This window comes from Kitasatospora sp. NPDC036993, assembly GCF_055607525.1.
In genome coordinates this window covers 1-25655 of record NZ_JBVJRP010000019.1, presented here as the reverse complement: position 1 = coordinate 25655, position 25655 = coordinate 1, and the positions used below count along the sequence as shown (strand labels likewise).

Genomic DNA, 25655 nt, shown 5'->3' with positions numbered 1-25655 from the left:
AGGTTGCCGTACGGAAGGTGTGTCGGGAGAGTGGGCCGGGGCGCGGCGGGGCGCCACCGGACGGTCGGTGCTGGTGGTCGGGGTCAGTTCTCGGTCTGGAAGTCCTCGAAGGTCGCGGCCCGGCCGGGCAGGACCGAAGGCGCCGGCGCGCGCAGACCGTCCAGGAAGATCTGCAGGTGCCGGTGGACGAAGTCGTCGAGCAGCCGGCAGGAGGTGTTCGGCAGCGGACGGGTCAGCTGGCTCGTCGCGATGAACAGGTCACCGTGGTCGACGTCCGCCCGCAGCTCGCCCGCGACCTTGGCGCGCTCCATCAGCCCGCCCACGGCGGTCTGCAAGCGCGTCCTGATCTCGGCCAACTCCGGGTCGAACGGGTCGACATGGCTGCTGAACAAGGTGCAGAGGCCGCCGACCTTCTCCTCGACGGACGCGTGCGCGAACCGCTGGAGGGCGTCGAACGGGCCGGCTCCGTCAGGAGCCTCCGCCTCCACCGTCGCCGTCTCGGCGAGGGTCAGGATGCGGTTCTTCACGAGCACCGCCACCTCGTGGATCAGCGCCACCCGGTCCGGGAAGTTCCGGTACAGCGTGGCATTGCCGACCCCCGCCCGCTTCGCGATCTCGTCCAGCGGCGCGTCCGCGCCGTGCTCGACGAACACGTCCCGGGCCGCCAGCACGATCCGCTCCCGGTTCCGGCTCGCATCGGCACGCAACTTCGGCGTACGCGCGCTCTCCGTGGGGTGGACCGACTCGGCGGCGGCGGTGGTCACGACGACTGCTCCTCATCAGGATACCGGGGAAATTCTCCCCGCTTCTTCCAACGTACTCGGAAACGGGGAATCCGTCCCCGGAATTTCCCGGACGAGTGTGACCTGAGTCACATCAACTCCGCTTCGGCTGTCTCGGCTATCGTCGAAGTCGGACGACCCGTGACCACTCGCCGGGGGATCTCGTTGATCCGGAGGGTGTCCAGGCGAAGGAGGAAAGCCCGTGACCGCGATCTCCGAACGCCCGCAGATGCTGCCCGAGCAGTTCGAGGAGTTCGCCCGTCACTTGGGTCGAACCGTCGAAGGCATCCGGCTGGAGTTCATCAACGGGAAGTTGGGGATCAAGCCCGTGCCAGACGGCGACCACGGCCGCATCGTCCAGTGGCTCCTACGGATCTGCATCCAGTCTCGGCCGGAGCTCTATCTGCACGATCAAGGCCTGAGGCTTGCGGGCTATCGAGACGGGCGCGCCCGCCCGGACGGCACGCTCGCAGACGCCGACGCATTCGTCGGGTACGGGGACTGGGCGCCGACCGGCGACGTCCTGATGGTCGCGGAGGTCACCTCCTACGACTCCGACACGGATCGTCGTGACCGCGTCGAGAAGCCCCGCGCCTACGCCGAGGCCGGCATCCCCGTCTACCTCCTGATCGACCGGGACTCCGCCGAGGTCGTCGTCCACAGCGAGCCCGACGGCATCCGCTACGAGACCGTCCAGACCCTTCCCTTCGGCAAGACCGTCCGGTTGCCGGAGCCCGTCGGCATCTCCCTGGACACCGAGCCCCTCAAGAACTGGGTGCGCTGATCCCGGGCATGGCTTCCCCGGCGCGGCGCGGGTGGCGGCCTAGGCTGTGGGCGTCCCCAGGGCGGCCGGTGGGCCGTGGGAGTCGGGAGGGGCCCGGCGGCCGGGTGGGCGAGGAGGTTCGCGATGGGCAGCGGTGAGACGACCGCCACGGTGCGCTGTGTGGCTGCCGTGCCGTGCTGGGTGAGCCTGATGGCCGGGGACCTGGAGGCCGCCACGGGCTTCTACGGGCCGCTGCTCGGCTGGGAGTTCGAGCCGGGGCCGGACCGCTTCGGGCCGTACGCGCACGCGGTGACCGGCGGAGAGGCGGTGGCCGGGCTGGGCGTCGCCGGCTTCGGGGCGGTCCCGCTCGCCTGGACCAGCTACTTCGGGACGGAGAGCGCCGACGCCGCCGCCGACGCGGTGCGCGAACGCGGCGCGACCCTGGCCGTCGGCCCGCTGGCCTTCGACGCCGGCCGGGTGGCCTTCGCGGCGGACCCGGCGGGCGCGGTCTTCGGCATCTGGGAGGGCCCGCCGGGCCGGGCCAGGAAGCTGGACCTGCCCGGGGCGCCGGTCTGGATCGAGCTGCGCACCCCGGACCCGTTCGCGGCGGCGCTGTTCTACGGCGAGGTGTTCCGCTGGGACGGCCGCGACCCGGAGCGTTTCGAGGTCCGCTGGGAGCACGACCGGGTCGTGCTGCGCGCCGAGGGGCACAGCGTCGCGGCGCTGGCCAAGGAGCAGACGGGCGGCCCGGCGGGGACGCCGCCGCACTGGGAGGTCTCCTTCGCCGTGCCGGACGCCGACCGGGCGCTGGCCCGGGCCGTGGAGCTGGGCGGCAGGGCGATCGGGCCGGCCTTCGACTCCCCGTACGGGCGGGTGGCCCGGCTGCGGGATCGTGAGGGCGCCCGGTTCGCGGTGATCAGCCCGAAGGACTGACCGGCCCGCCACCGTCCGGCTTCGTCACCTCACCGGCCTCGTCGCCTCACCGGTCCGCCACTGTCCGGCTGCCTCAGCCGACCGGCCCGTCACCGTCCGGTGCCTCCAGCGCGGCCCGTTCGGCCCGCAGCCGGTCGCCCAGCGCGGCGCGGGCGGCCGCGGGCAGGGCCTTGCGGGCAGCCGGGAAGAGTTGCTCCTCCTCGCCGAGCAGGTGCCGTCGCAGGGTGTCGGCGAGGCCGCGCAGCAGGGTGCCGAAGGCCGGGTCGGCCGGCCCGAGCCCCTGGAGGTCGGCGAGGTACTGCCCGATCGCCAGGTGGTCGTGGATGCTGCGGAACACCAGCGCCCCGCCGTCGGGCACGTCGTGCTGGACCACGGGGAAGAGGTGCTCCTCCTCGGCGGCGCAGTGGGTGAACAGCAGGTCGGTCAGCCGGGCGACCAGCTCGGCGCGCCCGGGGTCGTCGGCCGGTGCGGCCTCGATCAGGTCGAGCAGCTCGGTGGCCGCCCGGTGGTCGGCGGTGAACTCGCCCAGGATGTCCGGCCTGCGGCTCATGGTCCGCCCGCCTCTCGCACGGAATACTGCCCCCGCTGCTTCCAGTATCCGGCGCCGGGCCGCTCACCCGGAGGCACCCCCGGTCACCCTCCGTCCCGCCGCCCGGTGAGGGCGAGCAGCCGGGTCTGCGGTCCGGCGTCCCCCGGCACCGGCAGCGGCGGGTCGAAGAGCCCGCTGCCGGACAGGTCCCCGTATCCGGTGAACCGGCCGAGCGCGAACTCGACGAGTCCGTCCGGGAGCCGGGTGTGCCGGCCGATGCCCTCGGCGAGGTCCCAGGAGTGGATCACCAGGTCGGTGGTGAGCTGGTCCAGGTAGTACCGGCCGGAGGCGTCCCCGTAGGAGAGGTGGACGGTCAGCTCGGTGGCGCCCGGGACGGCCCACGCCTCCCTGGCCGCTTCGGCGGCGTCCGTCCAGGCACCGAGGGGGTCGTCGCCGAGCACGTCCCCGTCGTAGCGTCCGCCGACCTCGCCGATGGTGGCGCCCATCAGCAGGTCGGGCACCCAGAGCTGCTCGCCGGTGAGGTGGTTGACCAGGTCGCGGACGGACCAGTCGCTGCACGGGGTGGGGGAGTCCCACTGCCCTGGGGTGACCAGTCGGACGCGCTCGCCGAAGGCGGCCAGCGCCTCGGGGTACGGGGTGCCGGTCCCTGCCGCCTGCCGGTGGTGCCTGTGCTGAGCCATGCCTCCACCCTCCCCGGCCCCGGGTGGGCCCGCGAGTCGCCGACGAACCGTCAGTTGTTCAAATTCGAACTTCGAGGTACGGTCGATGGAGCGGCGGTTCAAATTTGAACAATGGCGCGGGGTGACGACCCCGGCCCGCCGCCTCACCACAACTCCCTGACCGCGTCCGGCCGCCCGGACGACGACCGAACCCCGATCGATGGAGACGCGCATGCCGAGCAGCAGCCCGAGCACGACCGCCGCCACCACCACCGTCAGCCCGGCCCTGGGCACCTCCGGGTCCGCGACGACCTCCCCGCACGCCTACGACGCCGGACTCCTGCTCCTGCGCCTGGTCCTCGGCCTGACCATGGCCGCGCACGGCAGCCAGAAGCTGTTCGGCTGGTTCGGGGGCGGCGGGATCGACGGCACCGGTCAGTTCTTCACCATGAGCGGCTACCCGGCCGGTGACGCCATGGCCGTGGTGGCCGGCCTCACCGAAACACTGGGCGGACTCGCCCTCGCCGTCGGCCTGTTGACCCCGCTGGCGGCCGCCGCGATCGTCGGCACGATGGTCAACGCGATAGCCGTCACCTGGGGCGGCGGCTTCTTCGCCCCGAAGGGCAGCGAGTACGAGCTGCTGCTGACCGCCGGCGCCGCCTCGCTCGCCCTGACCGGCCCCGGCCGTTACGCCGTGGACCGCTTCCTGCCGGTGCTGCGGGCGCACCGCCTGGCGTACGGCGCGGCCGCGGTCGCGGTCGGCCTGGTGACGGCGGGCGTGATCCTGCTGCTCCGCAAGTAGCCGCTTCGCGGGCGTGAAGGGCACGGTGACGACTCGTCGCCGCGCCCTTCACGTCATTTCTGTTGGGTGGACCTCGGGTAAAGACCTTCACAATGTTGTGTGATGTGTGCAATGGTACATGTCACATCCCCACCGCATCCACGAAGGGACCCGCCCCACGCGGTCCCTTCGCGGACGGTCCTCGCTCCCCCGTAGGCCGCGCCCCAAATCGCGGCCGATGACGGCCCGGAGGCCCCCACGTGAATGGCCAACGCCTGCTGCGAATCCCGCAGTTGGCACGACTGTCGACGCTCGCCCTGTCCGTCGTCCTGGCGGGAGGCATGTTCGCCCCGCTCAGCCAGGCCGCCCATGCCGCCCCCGCCGCCGGCGGGACCACGCCCGGCGGCGCGCCCGTCAGCACGGCGCCCGCCTACCTGGCGCCGCCGCCCGCGATCGGCGAGAACCCCGCCCATGCCGCCCCGGCGCAGCCGGGCGGCCGCACGCGCCTCAGCCCGGAGGACCTGGCGCCCCGGTCTTCGGCGACCCTGCCCGCCGACCCGCCGACGGCCGGACAGCCGCAGGCCAAGGCCTTCGGTCCGGACGCGGCGGCCGAGAAGCCCTGCAACACGGGTGACTTCACCAGCCGTACGGGCGCCGCCCTGGTCGAGCAGATCAAGTCCGTCGACCTCGGCTGCGTCAACCGGCTGTTCAAGATCGGCCGCGGCGACGCCGCCAACGCGTTCCGCGAGTCGCAGATGATCACCGTGGCGAACGCGGTGCGCGACGCGGCGAACGGCTATCAGGGCGACAACAGCGCGTCGATCGCGCAGCTGATGCTGTACCTCCAGGCCGGCTACTTCGTGCAGTTCTACAACCCCGACGTGGTGGACGCCTACAGCGGCAACCTGAAGGCCGCCTCCCGCTCCGCGCTGGACGCGTTCTTCGCCAACCCCCGCTCGCGGGACGTCTCGGCGGGCAACGCGAGCCCGCTGGTCGGCGCGACCACGCTGATCGACAGCATCAAGGACAGCGCCCGTTATCTGCCGGTCGCCAAGCGCGTGCTGGCCGACTACGACAGCACCACCTGGAACCCGACCGGCATGGTGAACGCGCTGACCCCGGCGCTCACCGTGCTGTACGCCGGCCACTGGCAGGCCGACTTCGTCTCCAAGGTCAAGGCCGACCCGACCGTGCTGGACACCCTGTTCACCTTCATCTCCCGCAACCAGGGCCTGCACGGCGGCACCTACGGGAAGACGGTGTACGAGGCGACCAACGAGCTGACCCGCTTCATGCAGTACCCGGAGCTGTTGCCGAAGCTGCGCCCCCTGGCGCGGACGCTGGCCCAGCAGTCCTCCCCGAGCGGTCCCACGATGTACCAGCGCGGCTCGGTGACGCTCGCGGTGGGCTGGTGGGACGAGGGCAACTGTTCGTACTACGGCACCTGTGACGACCCGGCGAAGTTCAAGGCCGCCAACCTGACGGTGAAGCACACCTGTAGCCCGAGCATCAAGATCCTCGCCCAGTCGCTGGACGCCGCCCAGCTGGCCACCGCCTGCGCCAGCCTGAACGGCCAGGACGCGTACTTCCACCGGGTGGCCAAGGACAGCGGTCCGGTCAAGGACGACAACAACAGCACGATCGAGGTCGTGAACTTCCACTCCTCGCTCGACTACCAGGTGCTCGCCGCGATCATCTACGACATCAACACCAACAACGGCGGCATGTACCTGGAGGGCGAGCCGGCGACGGCCGGCAACCAGCCGCGCTTCCTCTGCTACGAGGCCGAGTGGGCCCGCCCGTCCTTCGAGATCTGGAACCTCAACCACGAGTACACCCACTACCTCGACGGCCGGTTCAACGTGTACGGCGACTACGACGCCGGCCAGGTCCAGCCGATCGACTGGTGGGTGGAGGGCTTCGCCGAGTTCGTCTCCTACTCGTACCGCGGGGTCGTCGACGACCGCGCCATCGCGGTGGCTTCCCAGCGCACCTACAAGCTGAGCGAGCTCTTCGACACCGTCTACGCGAAGAGCAGCCAGGAACGGGTATACCAGTGGGGCTACCTGGCGGTGCGCTACATGCTGGAGCAGCACCGCTCCGACGTGGACGCGGTCCTCGCCAAGTACCGCGCGGGTGACTGGAACGGCGCCCGCGCCATCCTGAAGAACACCATCGGCACCCGCTACGACGCCGGCTTCGACAGCTGGCTGACCAAGTGCGCCGCCGGGGCCTGCGCCACCGAGACGCCGGGCCAGCCGCAGCTGCCGGAGTGCGCGGGCGGTGACATCCGCAAGCTGGACGCCAACTGCGTGCGCGGCAACCTCGCCGCCACCACCGGCAACTACGCCCACTTCTACATCCTGGTGCCCCAGGGCACCAAGCAGATCAAGGTCACCAGCAAGGGCGGCACCGGCAACGGCGACCTCTACTACAACCCGGGCAGCTGGGCGTACACCAACTCCTACGCCACCCGCTCGGCCGGCCCGGACAACTCCGAGACGCTGACCGTCGACAACCCGCCGGCGGGCTACGTCTTCTTCAGCCTCCACGCCAAGGACGGCTTCAGCGGGGTGAGCGTCACGAGCGAATTCTGAGCCGACCCCGGCAGACCTGACAGGTGACCGCCCCGGGCGGAGCGCTACGGCGCCCCGCCCGGGGCGGGTCAGTTGACGGATTGTCATCACGGGTTCCGACCGAGTTCCCCGCAAACCGCGCACATCGCCCCGGGTTCCCAAGGCCATGTGAGATGTGCCATGGTACATGTCACATCCCCCACCGTGTCCGACGGAGCCGCCCCCACGCGGTCCCGTCACCAACGGTCCTCGACACCCTCAGTCGACCGCGCCCCGAGCCGCGGTCGACGACGACGGCCCGGAGGCCCCCACGTGAGTCCTTCCCGTCCGCTGCGACTCCCGCAGCCGGCACGACTGTTGACGCTGGTGCTGTCCCTGTTCCTGGCGGTCGGCCTGTTCGCCCCCCAGTCGCAGGCCGCCCCCGCCACCCCCGCCCCCGGAGGTGCCCCCACCCCCATTCCCGCCGGACCGGCCCCGCAGCCGGCCATCGGCGCCACCGAACGAGCCGACGGCGGGCAGCAGTTGGCCTCGGTCGACCAGCGCGCCCCGCTCCCCGTCGACACCCGGCCGGCCGAGGCCAGGCCGACCGCCAAGGCCCTCAGCCTCGGCGCGGCGGCCGAAAAGCCCTGCACCATCAGCGACTTCTCCGGCCGGACCGGCGGTGACCTGGTCCAGCACATCAAGGACGCCGACCTCCAGTGCATCAACAGCCTGTTCCAGCTCACCGGCGGCGACGCGCGCGGCGCGTTCCGCGAGGAGCAGATGAGCACGGTGGCCTACGCGCTGCGCGACGCGGCGGCCAACTACCCCGGTGACAACTCCACTTCGGTCGAGCAGCTGGTGCTCTACCTGCGCGCCGGCTACTTCGCGCAGTGGTACCACAAGGAGGACGTCGGCGAGTACGGCGCCAACCTCAAGACCGCGATCCAGTCCGGGCTGGACGCCTTCTTCAACAGCGCGCACTCGCGCGACGTCGCCTCGGGCAACGGGCCCATCCTGGGCGAGGCCATCACGCTGATCGACAGCGCGCAGGAGAACGTCCGCTACCTGCCGGTGGTCAAGCGGATGCTGGGCGACTACAAGGCCGACACCTGGAACCCGGCCGGCATGGCCTGGGCGGTCAACCCGGTGTTCACCGTGCTGTTCCGCGGCCACCAGGTGCCCGGCTTCGACGCGGCCGTCGAGGCCGACCCGAGCGTGCTGGACTCGCTGTCCGACTTCGCGACCCGCAACAACGCCCTGCTCGGCGACACCTACGGCGTGCTGGTCTACAACGCCACCAAGGAGCTGACCCGCTTCCTGAAGGACACGGCCCTCCAGGCCAAGGTCCGTCCGCTGGCCAAGGCGCTGGTCGAGAAGGCCGAGCCGAAGGGCCGCACCGTCTACCAGTGGGCCGCGGTCGCCGAGGCCGTCGACTACTACGACGTCGGCAACTGCTCGTACTACGGCACCTGCAACAAGTCCGACCAGCTCAAGGCCGGCGTGCTGCCCGTGAAGCACACCTGTAGCCCGAGCATCACGATCCTCGCCCAGTCGCTGGACGCCGCCCAGCTGGAGACCGCCTGCACCAGTCTGAACGGCCAGGACGCGTACTTCCACTCGGTGGCCAAGGACAGCGGCCCGGTCAAGGACGACCGGAACAACACGATCGAGGTCGTGACCTTCCACTCCTCGCTCGACTACCAGGTGCTGGCCGCCGCGATCTACGGCATCGACACCAACAACGGCGGCATGTACCTGGAGGGCGAGCCGGCGACGGCCGGCAACCAGCCGCGCTTCCTCTGCTACGAGGCCGAGTGGGCCCGCCCGTCCTTCGAGATCTGGAACCTCAACCACGAGTACACCCACTACCTCGACGGCCGGTTCGACATGTACGGCAACTTCGAGGCCGGCATGAAGACCCCGACCATCTGGTGGGTCGAGGGCTTCGCCGAGTACGTCTCCTGGTCGTACCGCAAGGTGAACAACGACGCCGCCATCGCGACGGCCGGCCGCCACACCTACAAGCTGAGCGACCTGTTCGACACCGCCTACGGCGACCAGGACCGGGTCTACCGCTGGGGCTACCTGGCCGTCCGCTACATGCTGGAGCAGCACCGCTCCGACGTCGACGCGGTCCTCGCCAAGTACCGGGCCGGTGACTGGGACGGTGCCCGCGCCATCCTGAAGACCACCATCGGCACCCGCTACGACGCCGACTTCGACAGCTGGCTGACCAAGTGCGCGAGCGGTGGCTGCGCCACCGACGGCGGCACCCCCACCACGCCGGGCCAGCCGCTGCCGGAGTGCACCGACGCCGACACCCGCCTGCTGGGTGCCAACTGCGCGCGCAGCAACGTCGCGGCCACCACGGGCAACTACGCGCACTTCGCCCTGCTGGTGCCGGCCGGCACCAAGCAGGTGAAGGTCACCACCAGTGGCGGCACCGGCAACGGCGACCTCTACTACAACCCGGCCGGGTGGGCGTACACCGACGCGAACACCGCGCACTCGACCAATCCGGACAACTCCGAGACGCTGACCGTCACGGACCCGCCGGCCGGCGGCTACGTCTTCTTCAGCGTCTACGCCAAGGACGGCTTCAGCGGGGTGAGCGTCACGAGCGAAATCTGAGCCGAGAACGGCGAACGGACAGGTGACCGCCCCGGGCGGAGCGCTACGGCGCCCCGCCCGGGGCGGGTCCGTGCGGTCAGGGGTCCGTGCGGTCAGGGGTCCGTTTCGGTAGGGGCCCGTGTCGCCAGGGGTCCGTGCCGCCGGGAGCGACTACCCGCCGACCCGGACCAGCGCCAGGGTGATGTTGTCCGGCCCGCCGGCCTCGATCGCCGCCTTCCACAGCTCGAAGGCGGCCTTGCCGTCCGAGCGGTCCGCCTCCCCGGACGACCGCTCCAGCAGCCCGGCCAGCTCCTCCTCGGGCACCGGGTCGGTCAGGCCGTCGCTGCACACCAGGTAGCGGTCCCCGGCGGCCAGCGGCGCGGCCCGGACGTGCGGTTCGACGAAGGTGAGCCCGAGCGAGCCGCCCAGCGTCTGGGTGACCACCGAGGTGGTGCGCCGTCCGGGCGGCAGCGGCGGGCTGTCGTCCACGCTCACCCGGCTCAGCCCGTCCCCGGTGATCCGGTAGACCCGGCTGTCGCCGACGTTGAAGGCCAGGGCCCGTTCGGGCAGCAGCACCAGCCCGGCCACGGTGGTGCCCATCGCGGCGAGCTCCGGCTCCTCGGCGGCGGCCGCGTAGACGGCCCGGTTGCAGGCCTGGAGCTCCTCGCGGACGGCCTCCTCGCCGGAACGGCCGGTGGGAATAACGGCCCGCACCCGGGTGCTAGTGTGGTTGAAAGTTGGACTACCTGGGATGTGGTGAGCAGCATGCAGTTCGGAATCTTCTCCGTCGGCGACGTGACGACCGACCCCACCACCGGCCGCACCCCGAGCGAGCACGAGCGGATCAAGGCGATGGTGGCCATCGCCCGCAAGGCCGAGGAGGTCGGCCTGGACGTCTTCGCGACCGGCGAGCACCACAACCCGCCGTTCGTCCCGTCCTCGCCGACGACCATGCTCGGCTACATCGCCGCGCAGACCGACCGCATCATCCTCTCCACCTCGACCACGCTGATCACCACCAACGACCCGGTGAAGATCGCCGAGGACTTCGCGATGCTCCAGCACCTGGCCGAGGGCAGGGTGGACGTCATGATGGGCCGCGGCAACACCGGCCCGGTCTACCCGTGGTTCGGCAAGGACATCCGCCAGGGCATCCCGCTCGCGATCGAGAACTACGCGCTGCTGCACCAGCTGTGGCGCGAGGAGGTCGTGGACTGGCAGGGCCGCTTCCGCACCCCGCTCCAGGGCTTCACCGCCACTCCGCGCCCGCTGGACGACGTCCCGCCGTTCGTCTGGCACGGCTCGATCCGCAGCCCCGAGATCGCCGAACAGGCCGCCTACTACGGTGACGGCTTCTTCGCGAACAACATCTTCTGGCCCAAGGAGCACTTCCAGAAGCTGATCGACCTCTACCGCGAGCGCTACGCCCACTACGGTCACGGCACGCCCGAGCAGGCGGTCGTCGGCCTCGGCGGGCAGGTGTTCATGCGGAGGAACTCCCAGGACGCGGTGCGCGAGTTCCGCCCGTACTTCGACAACGCGCCGGTGTACGGCCACGGGCCCTCGCTGGAGGAGTTCACCGAGCAGACCCCGCTGACCGTCGGCAGCCCGCAGGAGGTCGTCGAGAAGACCCTGACCTTCCGCGAGACCTTCGGCGACTACCAGCGCCAGCTGTTCCTGATGGACCACGCCGGCCTGCCGCTGAAGACGGTGCTGGAGCAGCTGGACCTGCTCGGCGAGGAGGTCGTTCCGGTGCTGCGCCGGGAGTTCGCCAAGGGCCGCCCGGCCGGCGTGCCGGAGGGGCCGACCCACGCCGCGCTGGTCGCGGCCAGGGACGCACGGGAGAACGAGACGACGGAGGTGGCCAGGTGACCGCGTTCAAGCTGGTGGTGGTGAGTGCCGGACTGGGCAAGCCGTCCTCGACGCGGCTGCTGGCGGACCGGCTCACCGACTCCACCGTGCGCCGGCTCGCCGCGGAGGGGCGCGAGGCGGACGTCACCGTGGTCGAACTGCGCGACCTGGCGGTGGAGATCGCCAACAACCTCGTCACCGGATTCCCCGGTGCCGGGCTGCGCGCGGCGATCGGGGCGGTGACGGAGGCGGACGCCCTGATCGCGGTGACACCGATCTTCACGGCCTCGTACAGCGGCCTGTTCAAGTCTTTCTTCGACGTGATCGACAACGACGCGCTCACCGGCAAGCCGGTGCTGATCGCCGCCACCGGCGGCACGCCCAGGCACTCGCTGGCCCTGGAGCACGCCGTCCGCCCGCTGTTCAGCTACCTGCGCGCGGTGGTGCTGCCGACCGCCGTCTACGCGGCCACCGACGACTGGGGCACGGCGGGGGACGGGCTCACCGACGGGTTGCCGCGCCGGATCGACCGGGCGGCCGGCGAGCTGGCGGCGCTGCCGGCCGGGCGGGCCCCGGCGGCGGCCCTGCCCGAGCAGGTGGTGCCGTTCGCCGAGCAGCTGGCGGCGTTGCGGGTCTGAGCCGGGCCTGAGGGCGGCGGCGCGCCTGACGCTCACTCGGAAGGCCTGGTCGGATCACCCGGGCGGCCCCGTCGGAGCGACCTCCGGCGGGGCCGCCCGGCTGCGCGTCCCCCGCGCCGGATTGTCCGCTTTGCGATGTAATCGTTCCCATGATCGGATCAGTGCTGGTCCTTCCTCCCTCCGGCACCCCCTCGCCGCGGTGGGGGCGGCTGCCGTGAGCCTGCTGCGGGAGAATCCCGTCCTCGCGCTGTTCGTCTGCCTGGCGCTCGGCTACCTGCTCGGCAAGCTGCACGTCGGACCGATCCAACTCGGCGGCATCTGCGGCACGTTGATCGTCGCCATGCTGATCGGAAGCCGGCACGTCAGCGTCGACGCCGACGTCAAGAACGTCGCCTTCGCCCTGTTCATCTTCTCGCTCGGCTACATCGCCGGCCCCCAGTTCTTCGCCAACCTCAACGCCAAGGGCCTGCGCTTCGCCGTGCTCTGCGTCATGGAGGCGGTACTGGTCGTCGCGATGGCCTACGGCATCGGCAAGGCCTTCGACCTGGACGTCGGCACCGCGGCCGGCATCCTGGCCGGCGCGGCCACCGAGTCCGCCGTGGTCGGCACCGCCCAGGAGGCGATCTCCAACCTCTCCGGCGTCAGCGCCGACGAGTCCGCCCAGCTGCAGAACCACGTGGCCGCCGCCTACTCGGTCTGCTACCTCTTCGGCCTGGTCTCCATCGTCCTGCTGACCAGCCAGGTGTTCCCGCTGATGATGCGGATCAAGCTGCCCGACGCCTCCCGCGAACTGTGGCAGAAGCTGCGCGGCGGCAAGGGCGCGCCGGACGGCGACGAGCAGCCCGCGCTGCCGCCGCTGGTCGGCCGCAGCTACCTGGTCTCCCAGGGCGAGGGCTCGACCGTCGCCGGGGTCGAGGAGGTCCAGCCGGGCCTGGTCACCGTCGAGGGCGTCCGGCGGGACGGCCGCACGCTCCACCCCGAGCCGGACTTCCGGCTGCGCCGCGGCGACCTGGTGCTGCTGGTCGGCCGCCGCGAGGCGGTCATCGACACCGGCCACGAGCTGGGCCCGGAGACCTCCGGCGTGCCCGGCCTGGACAGCCCGCTGGTGGTCCGCGACATCGTCCTCACCAACAAGGACTTCGTCGGCCGGACGGCGGGGGAGCTGGCCGCCGAGCAGCCGGCCACGACCTCGGGGATCTACCTGACCGACGTCCGGCGGGTCGACCAGCACCTGCCCGCCGTCCCCGACACCGAACTGCACCGCGGCGACACCGTGACCGTCACCGGCGCCCGCTCGGCCGTCGAGCGGTTCGCCGCCAAGGCCGGTGTCGGCATCCGCAAGGACGCCATCGACTACATCTACATCAGCCTCGGCATCTGCGTCGGCGTGCTGATCGGCCTGATCACCGTGCACGCCGGGGACGCCGCGCTCTCGCTCGGCACCGGCGGCGGCTGCCTGGTCTCCGGACTGGTCTTCGGCTGGGTCCGGGCCCAGCGGCCCACCTTCGGGGCCTACCCGCCGGTCGCCGCGCAGACCGCCAAGGACCTCGGCCTCTCGGTCTTCATCGCGGTCACCGGCCTGGCCGCCGGCCCGGACGCGGCCACGCTGCTCAGGGACCACCCGGTGCTGCTGCCGCTCTCCGGCATCCTCATGGTCAGCGTCCCGGCGCTGCTCTCGCTGTTCGTCGGCCGCAGACTGCTGAAGATCGAGCCGCCGATCCTGGTCGGCGCCATCGCCGGCCAGCAGTGCAGCACCCCGGCGATCACCACCATCACCAACGTCGCGCAGAGCAGCATCCCGATGCTCGGCTACACGATCACCTACACCATCTCCAACTTCCTGCTCCCGCTCACCGGTCCGATCCTGGTCGGCATGCTGGGCGCCTGAACCGACCGTCCGTCAGCACGCGCAGCGAATGGCCCCCCCTTCCCGAGGAGCGTCGAGAACGCATGACGAAGCCCACCATCGGCCGCGAGGAGATCCGCCGGCTGGCCAGGCTCAGCCCCTTCGAGCTGAAGGCCGAGTTCGTCCGGCTCGCCGAGGCCTGCCAGAGCGACGAGCCCGGGCAGAAGGAGAAGTCCACCGCCCACATGCTCAACGCCGGCCGCGGCAACCCGAACTGGGTCTGCACCGGTCCCCGGGAGGCCTGCCTGGCGCTCGGCCACTTCGCGCTGGCCGAGAGCCGCCGGGTCTGGACCGCCGACGACCTCGGCGGCATGCCCGAGCGGTCCGGCATCGCGGGCCGCTTCGACGCCTTCGTCCGCAGCCACCCCGAGCTGCCCGGCATCGAGCTGCTCCGGCGCAGCGTCGAACTCGCCGTGGACCGCTTCGGGTTCGAGCGCGGGGCCTTCGTCCACGAGCTCGCCGACGCGAGCATCGGCGACAACTACCCCGTCCCCGACCGGATGCTGGTGCACGCCGAGCAGATCGTCCGGGGCTACCTGCACGAGGAGCTGATGGACCGCCGGCCGCCGTCGCCGCAGCAGCCCGAGCTGTTCGCCACCGAGGGCGGCACCGCCGCGATGTGCTACGTCTTCGACTCGCTGATGAAGAACGGCCTGCTGCGCAAGGGCGACCGGATCGCCCTGATGGTGCCGGTGTTCACCCCGTACATCGAGATCCCCGCACTGGACGACTACGACTTCGAGGTGGTCGAGATCCAGGCCGACAAGCTGGTCGAGACCGGGGTGCGCGAGTGGCGCTACCCGGCCGAGGAGGTCGCCAAGCTGGCCGACCCGGAGATCAGGCTGGTCTGCCTGGTCAACCCGAGCAACCCGCCCTCGCTCGCGCTGTCCAGGCAGGTCACCGACCAGATCAAGGAGATCGTGGCCACCGCCAACCCCGATCTGCTGATCGTCACCGACGACGTCTACGGCACCTTCGTGGACGGCTTCCGCACCCTGGCCGCCGAACTGCCCCGCAACACCCTGCTCGTCTACTCGTACTCCAAGCACTACGGCGCCACCGGCCACCGGCTGGGCGTGATCGGCCTGGACCGGGACAACGTGATCGACGAGCTGATCGCCGCCCTCCCGGAGGAGCAGAAGGAACGCCTCGCCAAGCGGTACGGGACGCTCAGCCTGGAGCCCGGGAAGATCCGCTTCATCGACCGGCTGGTCGCCGACTCCCGGCAGGTCGCGCTCAACCACACGGCCGGGCTCAGCCTGCCGCAGCAGGTCCAGATGGTGCTCTTCTCGCTGTTCGCGCTGCTGCCCGAGGGCAAGGCCTACAAGGCGCGGGTGCAGGGCATCGTCCGGCAGCGGCTCGACCTGCTGATGGAGGGCTCCGGGATGAAGATCGCGGACGACCCCGGGCGGGCCGGCTACTACGTCGAACTCGACCTGCTGGCCGAGGCCGAGCGGGTCGCGGGCAGGGACTTCGCGGCCTTCCTGGAGAAGAACTACGAGCCCACCGAACCGCTGTTCCGGCTCGCCGAGCAAACCGGCGTGGTGCTGCTCAACGGGGGTGGCTTCGACGGGCCCGAGTGGTCGGTCCGGGTCTCGCTCGCGAACCTCGACGACCTCGACTACCTGAAGATCGGACACCACCTGAAGCAGGTCTTCGCCGACTACCGCGCCGAGTGGGACGCCTCCCGGGCGTCCTGAGGAAGGCCGTGACCATGCAGGCCGAACCGCAAGCCGTGCTCTCCCCGCTGACCGACGCGGCGATCTTCCTGGTCCTCACCGTCGAACCCGGCGGCGAGGCCGCCGTCCGCGACCTGCTGCCCGACCTCGCCGGACTGCGCCGCGCGGTCGGCTTCCGGATCCCCGACGGCGGTCTCACCTGCGTCACCGGGGTCGGCTCCGAGCTGTGGGACCGCCTCTTCGACGGCCCCCGCCCGGCCTCGCTGCACCCCTTCCAGGAGGTGACCGGCACCCGCCACCGGGCCCCGGCCACCCCCGGCGACCTGCTGCTGCACCTGCGGGCCGCCCGGATGGACCTCTGCTTCGAGCTGGCCGGCCGGCTCGTCGACCGGCTCGCCGGGGCGGCCACCGTGGTCGACGCCGTCCAGGGCTTCCGCTACTTCGACGACCGCGACCTGCTCGGATTCGTCGACGGCACCGAGAACCCCGAGGGCAGGGCCGCGGTGAGCGCCGCCCTGGTCGGGGCGGAGGACCCGGGGTTCGCCGGGGGCAGCTACGTCATCGTCCAGAAGTACCTGCACGACCTGGACGCGTGGAACGCGCTGGACGTCGAGGAGCAGGAGGGGGCGGTGGGCCGCACCAAGCTCACCGACATCGAACTGGCCGACGAGGTCAAGCCCGCCGACTCGCACGTGGCGCTCACCGTGATCACCGGGCCGGACGGCGCGGAACGGAAGATCCTCCGCTTCAACATGGCGTTCGGGTCCTTCGACCGCGGCGGCGAGTTCGGCACCTACTTCATCGGCTACGCGGCCGACCCGGGGGTGACCGAGGAGATGCTGCGCAACATGTTCGTCGGCAATCCGCCGGGTACCACCGACCGGCTGCTCGACTTCTCCACCGCCGTCACCGGCGGGCTGTTCTTCGTCCCGACCGCCGACTTCCTCGACTCCCCGCCGTCGGCGTCCGGCTCCGGCTCGGACGCTGCCCCTGCCCCCGCCGCTGCCCTCGCTCCGGGCTCCGTCCCGGCCGCCTCCTCCGGAGACGGCTCGCTCGGCATCGGCAGCCTCAAGCGGACCCCGTGACAGCGCCTGACAGCCCTTGACAGCCCGTTGCCGTCCCTGGCAGCCCCCCGAACAGGACCCCGCACATGAACAACCTCCACCGGGACCTCGCCCCGATCTCCGCCGCCGCATGGGAGGAGATCGAGGAGGAAGCCCGTCAGACCTTCAGGCTCCACATCGCCGGCCGCCGGGTGGTCGACCTCGACGGCCCCGAGGGCGCCACCCTCTCCGCCGTCGGCACCGGCCACCTGACCGGGATCGAGCCCCCGACGGACGGGGTCCGGGCCCGCGCCCGCGCCGCCCAGCCGGTGGTCGAGCTGCGCGTCCCCTTCACCGTCCGCCGGGACGCCGTGGACGACGTCGAACGTGGCTCCAGGGACTCCGACTGGCAGCCGGTCAAGGACGCCGCCCGCACCCTCGCCCTCGCCGAGGACCGCGCCGTCTTCGAGGGCTACCGCGCCGGCGGCATCGACGGCATCCGCGCGGCCTCCACCAACCCCCCGGTCCAACTCCCCGACGACGTCCGCGAATACCCGGAGGCGGTCAGCCACGCCCTCACGGCCCTCCGCCTCGCCGGCGTCGGCGGCCCCTACTCACTCCTGCTCGGCGCCGCCGCCTTCACCGCAGTCAACGAGACCAGCGACCACGGCTACCCCGTCCACAACCACCTCGCCCGCCTCCTCGACGGCGAGATCATCTGGGCCCCGGCCATCGAGGGCGCCTTCCTGCTCTCCACCCGCGGCGGCGACTTCGAGCTCTTCCTCGGCCAGGACGCCTCGGTGGGCTACCTCTCCCACGATGCAGAAACGATTCAGCTCTACCTTCAGGAGTCGCTGACCTTCCGGGCGTACACGGGAGAGGCGGCCGTCGTGCTACGGGGTTAGCACCAGAGCGCGATCGATTCGAGGATCTGGTGGGCTATGTACACAGACATGCTCATGGCGCTCGTACTTTCTGGGCTCAATTGGTCGTCAAGGTCCCCGAGGTGGAGGAATTCAATCAGATGCGAGGCCCGTCGACCAAATCGATGCCCGAGAGTCGAACTTCATTTCGATAAATGATGATCGTGTGAAAATTTCGACCGAAGTTCGGCGAGCGCGGAGCGAACTCGTGCGGCCTCGTCCGCGATGTCGACCTGCTCGGCCAAAGTCATGGCCGCCGTCAGATGTGCGAGGGCGGCGGGCGGGTTTCCGGCTGCCGCCTCGCAGCGGCCCAGGCCGCGCAGTGCGGCCGCCTGCTCGCGGGCGGCGCCGATGGAGCCGGCCAGCTCAAGGGCGAGTGCGTGCTGATCCCGCGCCTCCGCGTGCCGGCCTGCGGCGAGTAGGGCCTGGCCCAGGCCGTTGCGACCGTCCGCCTCATGGCGGACCGTTCCGGTCTCGCGAAAGATTGCCAGAGCCGACCGGTAGAGCGCGAGGGCGGTTTCGAGCTCCTCGGGGATTTCCAGAGTCCCGGCGAGATTCGTTCGGGCCGCGGAAAGGTCCAGCGGAGGAATGGTGCTGTCCCGGCCGTCCAGAAGGTGCTCGAATATGCCCCGTGCCATCGAAATCCGCCCGGCGCTGAGATGGACTTCACCGATGTTGTTCAGTGTCCGGAATTCAAGGATTCGGTCATCGAAGTTCCGGGCCAGCTGTAACGCGTCGTGGTAGACGGTGAGTGCCGAATCCTCGTCCCCCACGGAGCGGTGCAGAATGCCGATGTTGACGAGGCAGCGGGCGACGTTCCACCGGTCGCCCTGTTCCTCCCGAATGGCCAGCACTTCCTGCTGGATCGTGAGGGCCTCATGGAGCCGGGCCTGGTCCCATCGCACCCGGCCGAGCAGGTTGAGGGCGTTTGCCGCCGCGTCCAGGTCGTCCTCCGCCCGGGCCAGGGACAGCCCGCGTTCGAGGGCCTCGGCCGCGGGCTCGTAGCGGGAGGCGGTGGCGAGCGTCGCGCCCAGATCGATCAGGGCCCGAGCCTCCTGCCGGTCGTTCGCCTGCGACCGCCAGTGCGTCGCGGCGGCCCGGTGCATGTCCTGGGCCTCGCTCCAGTAGGCCTCGGCGCCCAGGTGGCCGGCCAGGACGTGGGCGAGCCAAGCACTGCTCTCCGTGAGCCCGATGCGCGGTGCGTGGGCCGCCAGGGCGATCAAGCCGGCGTGTTCATCCTCCAGCCAAGTCCTGGCGGATTCAGGAGAGTTGATCTCGAAATCTCCCAACAATCCTGCCAGGTCTTCGAGTTGTTGATCTCTCGGAAGCGGAGTTCTCGATCTGTGCGGGTAGAGCAGGTGGTCGGCGCGGTCGGCGGCGTGCAGGGCGAAGCGGAGCAGTCGCCGGACCGCCGATTCCCGCTGATTCTCATCGACTCCCAACGCTACCGCGAACTCCCTGAGAAGATCGTGGAGTTGATAGCGTTCGGGCGATATCTCCTGGATGAGATGGCAGTTCAGCAAAGCCTCCAGAACCTCATCCGTCTCATCGATCGTCCACCCGAACAGGGCCGCCGCCGCGTGCACGCCGAAATCCGGTCCGGGATAGAGGCCGAGCAGCCGGAACGCAGATCGCTGGCTCGCGGAGAGGTACCGGTAGGAGACCTCGAAGACCCGGGCGATGCTGGAGGTGCCGCTGCGGATCTCGGCCAGCCGGCCGGTCTTGCGGGAGAGTCGCCGGGCGAGGTGGCGGAGGGTCCAGGACGGGCGGGCCTTGAAGCGGCTGGCGGCGATCTCGATGGCGAGGGGCAGGTAGCCGCAACGCTCGACGATCTCGATGACGCTCCCGGTGTCCGTGGAGCGTTCGGGGCCCACCACGTCGGTGAACAGGGCGACGGCGTCGTCCACCGTCAGTACGTCCAGGAACACCGGTCGGGCGCCCGGGAGTTCGGTGAGGCGCTGGCGGCTGGTGACGATCACCAGGGCGGTAGGCGCGGGCGGCAGCAGCGGCCGCACCTGAGCGGCGTTCGAGGCGTCGTCGAGCACGACGACCGCGCGGCGCGTGGAGAGCGCCTCGGCGCACAGGGTGAACACCTCGTCGGCGTCCAGCGGGATGGTGGTGGCGGGCACGCCGAGGCGTCTGAGCAGCAGGGTGCCCGCGGCCTCCGGGGTCAGTGGCGGCTGGTTGCCGATGTGGGCGCGCAGGTTGAGGTAGGCGTAGCCGTCCGGGAAGTGCTCGCGCATCAGGTCGGCGGCGTGCAGGGCCAGGGTGGTCTTGCCGACCCCGGGCATGCCGAGGATCGCCGAGACGGTGACCACGCCGCCGCGGGCGAGCCGGGCGTCGGGGCCGGGCAGCACCCGGCGGAGGTCGTCCTCCCGGCCGATCAGCCGGTGCTGTCCGGGGACGTCCGCGGGTGGGACGGTCCGGGAGTGGGGGGCCGGGACGGCCTCGACCCGTTCCGGTGTGCCGGGGAGTGGGTCGCCGCGCAGCATGAGCCGGTGGAGCCGGGTGAGCCGTTCGCCGGGCTCGGTGGCGAAGTGGGCGTGCAGCAGACGGACGACGGCGGGGTAGACGGCCAGCGCGTCGGCCGGCCGGCCGGCGGCGTAGAGCGCGGTCATCAGGTGGCCGGCGAGCCGCTCGTCGGCGGGGCGGTCCTCGCGCAGGGCGGTGAGTTCGGGGATCAGTTCGGTGAAGCGGCCGATCCGCAGGTCGATCTCGATCCGGCGCAGTGTGGTGGTGAAGTGCTGGTCGGCCATGGCGGCACGGGTGGTCTGGGCCCAGGTGCCCGGCAGTCCGGCCAGGGGTTCGCCGCACCACAGGCTCGCGGCGCGGCTCAGTACGGTTCTGGCCTGGTGGTCCTGTCCGTTCTCGGCGAGTAGTCCGGCTTGGTCGGAGAGGTCCAGATACCGATGCCAGTCAATCAGCAGCGGGTCCGCCCGCAAGGTGTACGTGTGCGACCAGGTGTCGATCGCGGGTGCTTCCCGGAGGTCATTCGTCCCGGCGGCCTGGGCCGCCCGTCTCAGCAGCGCACGCAGATGGGAAACATGGCTGTACAGGCTGGTCAGTGCGCTGGGCGGGGGGTCCTCGCCCCACAGTCGGTACACGAGCGAGTCGTGGGAGAGCGACCTTCCGGGCTCCAGGGCCAGGGCCGCCAGCAGCTGTCGGCGCTTGTCGGACGGAATCGCCAATTGCTCGCCGTTTACCGATAGTTCAACTGAGCCCAGGAGATGGAACTTCACGCGACGCCCCCCGCCGGTTGGCCACCAGCTTGCCGTGTCGCGGGTGAGCATCGCATGAGCCCGGGGTAATCGGCCATACCACCGCCGGGTTCCATGACCACGCTTTTGGGAATATTCTCGACTTGACGACACGTCATCTGCTAGCGCCATAGCGATAATTCGTCCGAGGCCGGGGGGCCCAGTGACAGGATCGACCGCGTCCGGCAGGTGCCGGTGAACGACGTCAACCTGCCGTACGGAGTGGTGCGGAACTCGCTGGCCGGTGCCGCGACGGTCTCCGGCCCGGTGGTGCAGGCCGGTTCGATCCACGGCGGGCTTCATCTGCACGGGCCGCCCGTCCTGCCCACGCCACGGCAACTGCCGCCCTGTCCACGCCGGCTGGTCGGGCGTGAGGCCGATCTGGCGGCACTGGACCGCTCGTTGGCGCCCGACACCGGGTTCGCGGACGCCACTGTCGTGGTGACCGGCCCCGCCGGGGTCGGGAAGACGGCACTGGCCGCGCAGTGGCTGCGCGGCCAGGCCGGCCGCTTCCCGGACGGCCAGCTGTACACGGACCTGCGCGGCTACGCGCCCGGTGGTCCCGCCGACCCGGCCGAGGCCCTCGGCGGCTTCCTGCGCGCCTTCGGGATCTCTCCGGTGCCGGTGAGCCTGGAGGAGGGCGTCGCGCTCTGGCGCTCGCTGGCGGCGGAGCGGCGGATCGCCGTGCTGCTGGACAACGCCTCGACGGCCGCTCAGGTGCGGCCGTTGCTGCCGGGCACGGACCACACGGTGGTCGTGGTGACCAGCCGTCGCCGGCTCACCGGGCTGGGCATCGACGGCGCGGTGTTCCGGCTGCTGGGCCCGCTCGCCACGGCGGCCTCCACCGAGATCCTCGCCGAGCGGGTCGGCAGGAGCAGGGTGGTCGACGAGAGCGCCGCCGCCGCCGAGGTGGTGGACGCCTGCGCAGGGCTGCCGCTCGCGATCTGCCTGGCAGCGGCACGCATCGCGGCGCGCCCGGCCCAGTCGCTCGCGGCGACCGCCGAGATGCTCGGGCGCGGCACCGACCGGCTGGTGGCGCTGAACGTGGAGGGTGAGACCGTGCAGGATCTCCTGGACGCCTCGTACGGAGTGCTGGAACCGGACGCCGCCCGGCTCTACGGGCTGCTGGGGCAGCTGCCCTTCCCCGTGTTCACGCTGGAGAACGCCGCGGTGCTCGCGGACGTGGACCTGGCGGCGGCCGACCGGCTGCTGGACGGCCTGATGGACGTGCACCTCCTGGAGGAGACCGGGCCCGGTCGGTTCCGCTTCCACGACCTGGTGCGGCTGCACGCCCGGGCGCACGGGGCGCAGGTCCGGGACACCCCGCCCGCCAGAGCCGCAATCGACCGGATCGTCGACTGGTACCTCGCCACGGCCACGGCCGCCGAGGCGGTCGTCTCGCCGAGCCACCGCACCCTCGCCCGTGACTACCGCACCCGCCCCGTCCACCCGGCCAGGGAGTTCGAGGGGGACGTGCGGGCCCTGGAGTGGCTCGAAGCGGAACGCGACCGGCTCGCCGACGTCCTGCGCTGGTGCGAGGAAATGGACCGTCCCGCGGCCGCGTGGCAACTCGCCGACGCCATGTGGCCGTTGTTCCTGCGGCTGCGTCCGGTGCGGCTGTGGGTCGAGGCCCACCGGATCGGGCGGCGGGCGGCCCGGGCGGCCGGTTCCCGCAGCGGAGAGCTGCGGATGCTCACCAGCGGCGGGAACGGCCTGCGGAACGCGGGCGAGGGGGAGGAGGCGGCGCGCTGGTTCACCGAAGCCCTCCACCTCGCCCGGGACACGTGTCGTCCGCTGGCCGAGGCGGACGCGCTGTACGGGCTCAGCCAGACCCATCGGATGGCCGGTGAGCTGGACGAGGCCGCCGACTGCCTGCACGAGGTGGTCCGGCTCCGCGAGGCCGAGGCCTACCTACGCGGTGCGGCGCTGGCCCGGCTGGCGTGCGGCGAGGTGCTGCTGCTGGCGGACCGGGTGGCCGAGGCGGTGGAGCCGATCGAGCGGGCGGGCCGCGAACTGGCCTCGATCGAGGACGACTACGAGGCGGCCCGCGCGACGGCCTTCCTCGGCCTGGCGCACGGCCGGCTGGGCGCGTACGAGCTCGCCGAGGCCCGGTTCGAGGAGGCCCTCGTGGCCTTCCGGGCCCGGCTCTCCGGCCACTGGGAGGCACGGACGCTGGAGTTCGCCGGTCAGGTCGAGGAACTGCGCGGACGTCCCGAGGCGGCGCGCGCCCGTTTCGAGCAGTCCTTGGCACGGTACCAGGAGATCCGTGCCGTGGCCGAGGCGGCCAGACTGGCCGACCGCCTCGGCGTCTACGGCGCGGACTTTGTTGTCACCCCCCGTCCCGGCGACCCCGGGACGTGAGCCGGCTCCACCCGGAGCCCGGACAGTGGCACCCGGCGGCGCTGACCCGGTCGAGTTCGGTCAGTGCCCGTCCGGCCGCGAGCCAGGCGTGCGCCAGCGAGCCGAGGGCCGGCGGGGGGACCGGCTCACCGGCCGGGGCGCAGGACCGCAGGACGAGCCGTGCCCCGGTCCGGGCGAGCACCAGCACCGTCCTCGTGCGGTGTTCGGCGGTGGCGACCGCGCATCCGGGATGCGCCGACAGCACCGCCGCGAGCCGCGCGTGGACGTCCGGTGCCGGAACCTGTCCGAGGTGCAGCACATCGGCGTGCCGGCGCCAGCGGAACCCTTCCGGCTCGGAGAGGTCGAGCACGAGGTGCTCGTCCACGAACCCGGCCCCCGGCGATCCGTCCGGCAACGTGGACGCCGGGTCCGCCGGGTCCGCGGCCAGCAGGCCGTGGCGGACACCGGTCGTGGACACCACCCGGGCCTCGAACAGGGTGGCCGGCCCGGTGTCCTTCCCCGGGCCCCGGACCGGCACGAGGCGCACGGTGTGCAGCGCGGCCGTCACCCGGCCCGCCGCGACTCGGCCGCCGCGATCGTGTCCAGCGGCTCGGGCAGGGGGAGCGGCTGCGGATCCGGGGTGTGCGCCGGCTGGCCCAGACCGAGGACCCGGTACAGCAGCCGGCGGGCGTTCCGGTCGAAGCGGCCCGGCTCGGAGCTGATCCGGGCGGCGATGGCCGCGTAGTCCTCCGGGCGGTACTGCTCGGCGGCATAGGCGAGTTGGCCGGTGAGTGGATGTCCGGGCGCGAGTGCGGGCGCGGTGCCGGCGAGCTGCGCGGCCGGCGAGCGCGGGTTGACGTGCCGGTGCGGGTACTCGGCGAGCAGGACGGGCGCGCCGGTCATCGCACCGTACAGGGTGACCGAGCCGTGGTCCCCGATGACGAAGTCGGCGGCGACCAGCAGCGGCCGCCAGTCCGTCTCGGGCGGGATCACCGTGACGGCGCCCCGGGCGGTGGCCTTCGCCCAGGAGCGCACCGCGTAGGCCGAGTGTCTGGCGGCGATGTTGGGGTGGGCCAGCAGGACGGCCCGGTAGCCGTGCCGGGGCAGTTCCGTGGTCAGCCTGGGCAGTACGGCGTCGAGCCGGGTGAAGAGCGAGCCGTCCCCCCAGGTGGAGGAGACCAGGACCAGCTTCTCCTCCGGCCGCAGCCCCAGCGCGGCCCGGTAGCGCTCCCGGTGCGGCAGTGCGGCGGCGATCCGGTCGTAGCAGGGGTCGCCGACCACCTCGGCGATCGGCAGGGCCTCCGGGCAGCTGCGCCGGAGTTCGAACAGTTCCTCCTCGTGGGCCAGTGCGAACGCGGCGGGGACGAGCCGTCCCTCCCAGTAGAGGTAGTCGGGACCGAGCCCGATGGCAGCCCGCTCGCCGTCCGGACCGTTGCGCCGGGACAGCTTGATGTTCCCCGCCCCGTGCGGCAGCCGGACGACCGGGCCGTGCAGCTGCTCGATCCCCTGGGAACCGGCGGCGAGTACCAGGTCGAACTCGTGCCGGACCGCCTGCTCCCACGGCAGTACGGTGCCGCCCAGCGCCCGGAGGACCTCCGCGGTGCCCCCGTTGAACGTGTGCGGTGCCACCGTGAACTGCACGTGGATCCTCAGGTCCGAGGCGAGCAGCGCGTAGAAGTCGTGCAGCCGCTTCGCGTACACCATCGTCTGCGCGACCACGAGCACTTCCTTGCGGTCCCGCAGGGTCTCCCACGGCCCGTTGTTGCTCCAGGCGGCCGTCGTGGCCGCGTGCTCCCCGTTCGTCGGTGTGGTGTCCTGTTCCCCGTGCACCAAGGTCATCCTTCTCCCCCTCCTTGATCCCAGGCCGAGGCCGTCGACCGGCCCCGGGGACGATGGTCCCCGCGCCGTCTGGCGGATTCCATGAGGCGATCTGGTCGGTGCTTGCGGAAACCTTGTGTCCACTTCTCCGACCGGTGGAGGCCCCCGGAAGACGGGAAGGGTACTGAGTTCCTTTACGAGGGGTACTGAGTGCCGTATTCTCTCGGTGGAGCCTCTGACGCCAGTCGAAGGAGAGCCGACACGGTATGCCGGTCCAGGTGGCGCTTGTGGCGCGCGGGTCGTTCCGGGCCGGGCTTGGCACTCAGTACCCTCGGCATGACTGAGGCCCTGGATTCAGTGCACCCGCGCACCCGTGACAGGAGAACCGCTCATGAGCTTGAGGATCGTCGTCTGTGTGAAGCACGTGCCGGACGCGACGGGTGACCGTCGTTTCGCGGACGACCTCACGACTGACCGGGAGGGTGTGGACGGCCTCCTGTCGGAGCTGGACGAGTACGGCGTGGAGCAGGCGCTGCGGATCGCGGAGGCGAACGAGGGCGCCGA

Annotated in this window: 19 protein-coding genes and 1 pseudogene; 13 read left to right on the top strand and 7 right to left on the bottom strand. The window is 71.5% G+C overall.

What is annotated here, in order from left to right:
- Window positions 1-83 precede the first annotated feature (83 nt).
- Window positions 84-764, bottom strand: coding sequence for a TetR/AcrR family transcriptional regulator (locus ACZ7C5_RS31430; protein WP_401079701.1), 681 nt, complete (start codon window positions 762-764; stop codon window positions 84-86).
- A gap of 247 nt (window positions 765-1011) precedes the next feature.
- Here ACZ7C5_RS31430 and ACZ7C5_RS31425 point away from each other — a divergent pair, with 247 nt between their 5' ends.
- Window positions 1012-1566, top strand: coding sequence for a Uma2 family endonuclease (locus tag ACZ7C5_RS31425; protein ID WP_401079821.1), 555 nt, complete (start codon window positions 1012-1014; stop codon window positions 1564-1566).
- A gap of 123 nt (window positions 1567-1689) precedes the next feature.
- On the top strand, window positions 1690-2478 hold the full coding sequence (locus ACZ7C5_RS31420; RefSeq protein ID WP_470323979.1) for a VOC family protein: 789 nt from the start codon (window positions 1690-1692) through the stop codon (window positions 2476-2478).
- Between the two features lie 73 nt (window positions 2479-2551).
- Here ACZ7C5_RS31420 and ACZ7C5_RS31415 read toward each other — a convergent pair whose 3' ends face one another.
- Complete coding sequence (locus ACZ7C5_RS31415; protein WP_401079705.1) at window positions 2552-3028, bottom strand: hemerythrin domain-containing protein; 477 nt, start codon at window positions 3026-3028, stop codon at window positions 2552-2554.
- An 83-nt stretch (window positions 3029-3111) separates the two neighbouring features.
- Window positions 3112-3708 carry a TIGR03086 family metal-binding protein gene (locus ACZ7C5_RS31410; protein ID WP_401079707.1) on the bottom strand — a complete coding sequence of 199 codons (597 nt, stop codon included), beginning with the start codon at window positions 3706-3708 and terminating at the stop codon, window positions 3112-3114.
- 211 nt (window positions 3709-3919) lie between these two features.
- On the opposite strand from ACZ7C5_RS31410, the gene ACZ7C5_RS31405 reads away from it, so the two are divergent.
- From ACZ7C5_RS31405 to ACZ7C5_RS31395, 3 genes are all read left to right on the top strand, one after another.
- Window positions 3920-4489, top strand: a complete 570-nt coding sequence (locus ACZ7C5_RS31405) for a DoxX family protein (protein WP_470323978.1) — start codon at window positions 3920-3922, stop codon at window positions 4487-4489.
- A gap of 272 nt (window positions 4490-4761) precedes the next feature.
- A complete protein-coding gene (locus ACZ7C5_RS31400) occupies window positions 4762-7065 on the top strand; it encodes a M9 family metallopeptidase (protein ID WP_470323977.1) in 2304 nt (767 codons plus the stop codon).
- A 291-nt stretch (window positions 7066-7356) separates the two neighbouring features.
- The gene (locus ACZ7C5_RS31395; protein WP_470323976.1) at window positions 7357-9657 is read left to right on the top strand and encodes a M9 family metallopeptidase; all 2301 of its coding nucleotides are present in this window, start codon (window positions 7357-7359) and stop codon (window positions 9655-9657) included.
- A gap of 150 nt (window positions 9658-9807) precedes the next feature.
- On the opposite strand, the gene ACZ7C5_RS31390 is transcribed toward ACZ7C5_RS31395, so the two are convergent.
- The gene (locus ACZ7C5_RS31390) at window positions 9808-10350 is read right to left on the bottom strand and encodes a PP2C family protein-serine/threonine phosphatase (RefSeq protein ID WP_470323975.1); all 543 of its coding nucleotides are present in this window, start codon (window positions 10348-10350) and stop codon (window positions 9808-9810) included.
- 51 nt (window positions 10351-10401) lie between these two features.
- On the opposite strand from ACZ7C5_RS31390, the gene ACZ7C5_RS31385 reads away from it, so the two are divergent.
- From ACZ7C5_RS31385 to ACZ7C5_RS31360, 6 genes are all read left to right on the top strand, one after another.
- Window positions 10402-11508 carry an LLM class flavin-dependent oxidoreductase gene (locus ACZ7C5_RS31385; RefSeq protein WP_401079717.1) on the top strand — a complete coding sequence of 369 codons (1107 nt, stop codon included), beginning with the start codon at window positions 10402-10404 and terminating at the stop codon, window positions 11506-11508.
- Window positions 11505-12125, top strand: a complete 621-nt coding sequence (locus ACZ7C5_RS31380; protein WP_401079719.1) for an FMN reductase — start codon at window positions 11505-11507, stop codon at window positions 12123-12125. Before ACZ7C5_RS31385 ends, ACZ7C5_RS31380 begins: the two co-directional genes overlap by 4 nt.
- 214 nt (window positions 12126-12339) lie before the next feature.
- Window positions 12340-14013, top strand: coding sequence for an aspartate-alanine antiporter (gene aspT, locus ACZ7C5_RS31375; RefSeq protein ID WP_470323974.1), 1674 nt, complete (start codon window positions 12340-12342; stop codon window positions 14011-14013).
- A 62-nt stretch (window positions 14014-14075) separates the two neighbouring features.
- A complete protein-coding gene (locus tag ACZ7C5_RS31370) occupies window positions 14076-15731 on the top strand; it encodes a bifunctional aspartate transaminase/aspartate 4-decarboxylase (RefSeq protein WP_470323973.1) in 1656 nt (551 codons plus the stop codon).
- A gap of 14 nt (window positions 15732-15745) precedes the next feature.
- Window positions 15746-16795: a Dyp-type peroxidase gene (locus ACZ7C5_RS31365; protein WP_470324033.1), complete on the top strand. Its 1050-nt coding sequence runs from the start codon at window positions 15746-15748 to the stop codon at window positions 16793-16795.
- A gap of 65 nt (window positions 16796-16860) precedes the next feature.
- A complete protein-coding gene (locus ACZ7C5_RS31360) occupies window positions 16861-17658 on the top strand; it encodes a family 1 encapsulin nanocompartment shell protein (protein ID WP_401079725.1) in 798 nt (265 codons plus the stop codon).
- Between the two features lie 161 nt (window positions 17659-17819).
- Here the strand turns inward: ACZ7C5_RS31360 and ACZ7C5_RS31355 are convergent, their stop codons facing one another.
- Complete coding sequence (locus ACZ7C5_RS31355) at window positions 17820-20915, bottom strand: AfsR/SARP family transcriptional regulator (RefSeq protein ID WP_470323972.1); 3096 nt, start codon at window positions 20913-20915, stop codon at window positions 17820-17822.
- Between the two features lie 213 nt (window positions 20916-21128).
- Between ACZ7C5_RS31355 and ACZ7C5_RS31350 the strand changes: the two genes are divergently transcribed.
- Entirely contained in the window at window positions 21129-23294 is a 2166-nt protein-coding gene (locus tag ACZ7C5_RS31350; RefSeq protein ID WP_470323971.1) for a tetratricopeptide repeat protein, read from the top strand.
- On the opposite strand, the gene ACZ7C5_RS31345 is transcribed toward ACZ7C5_RS31350, so the two are convergent.
- Together ACZ7C5_RS31345 and ACZ7C5_RS31340 are read right to left on the bottom strand one after the other, a co-directional pair.
- Complete coding sequence (locus ACZ7C5_RS31345) at window positions 23263-23811, bottom strand: hypothetical protein (protein ID WP_401079731.1); 549 nt, start codon at window positions 23809-23811, stop codon at window positions 23263-23265. The genes ACZ7C5_RS31350 and ACZ7C5_RS31345 overlap by 32 nt on opposite strands.
- Before the next feature lie 26 nt (window positions 23812-23837).
- Window positions 23838-25112, bottom strand: coding sequence for a hypothetical protein (locus tag ACZ7C5_RS31340; RefSeq protein WP_401079733.1), 1275 nt, complete (start codon window positions 25110-25112; stop codon window positions 23838-23840).
- Between the two features lie 370 nt (window positions 25113-25482).
- Between ACZ7C5_RS31340 and ACZ7C5_RS31335 the strand changes: the two are divergent.
- Window positions 25483-25655 (top strand): annotated as a pseudogene (locus tag ACZ7C5_RS31335) (electron transfer flavoprotein subunit beta); the annotation flags it as partial.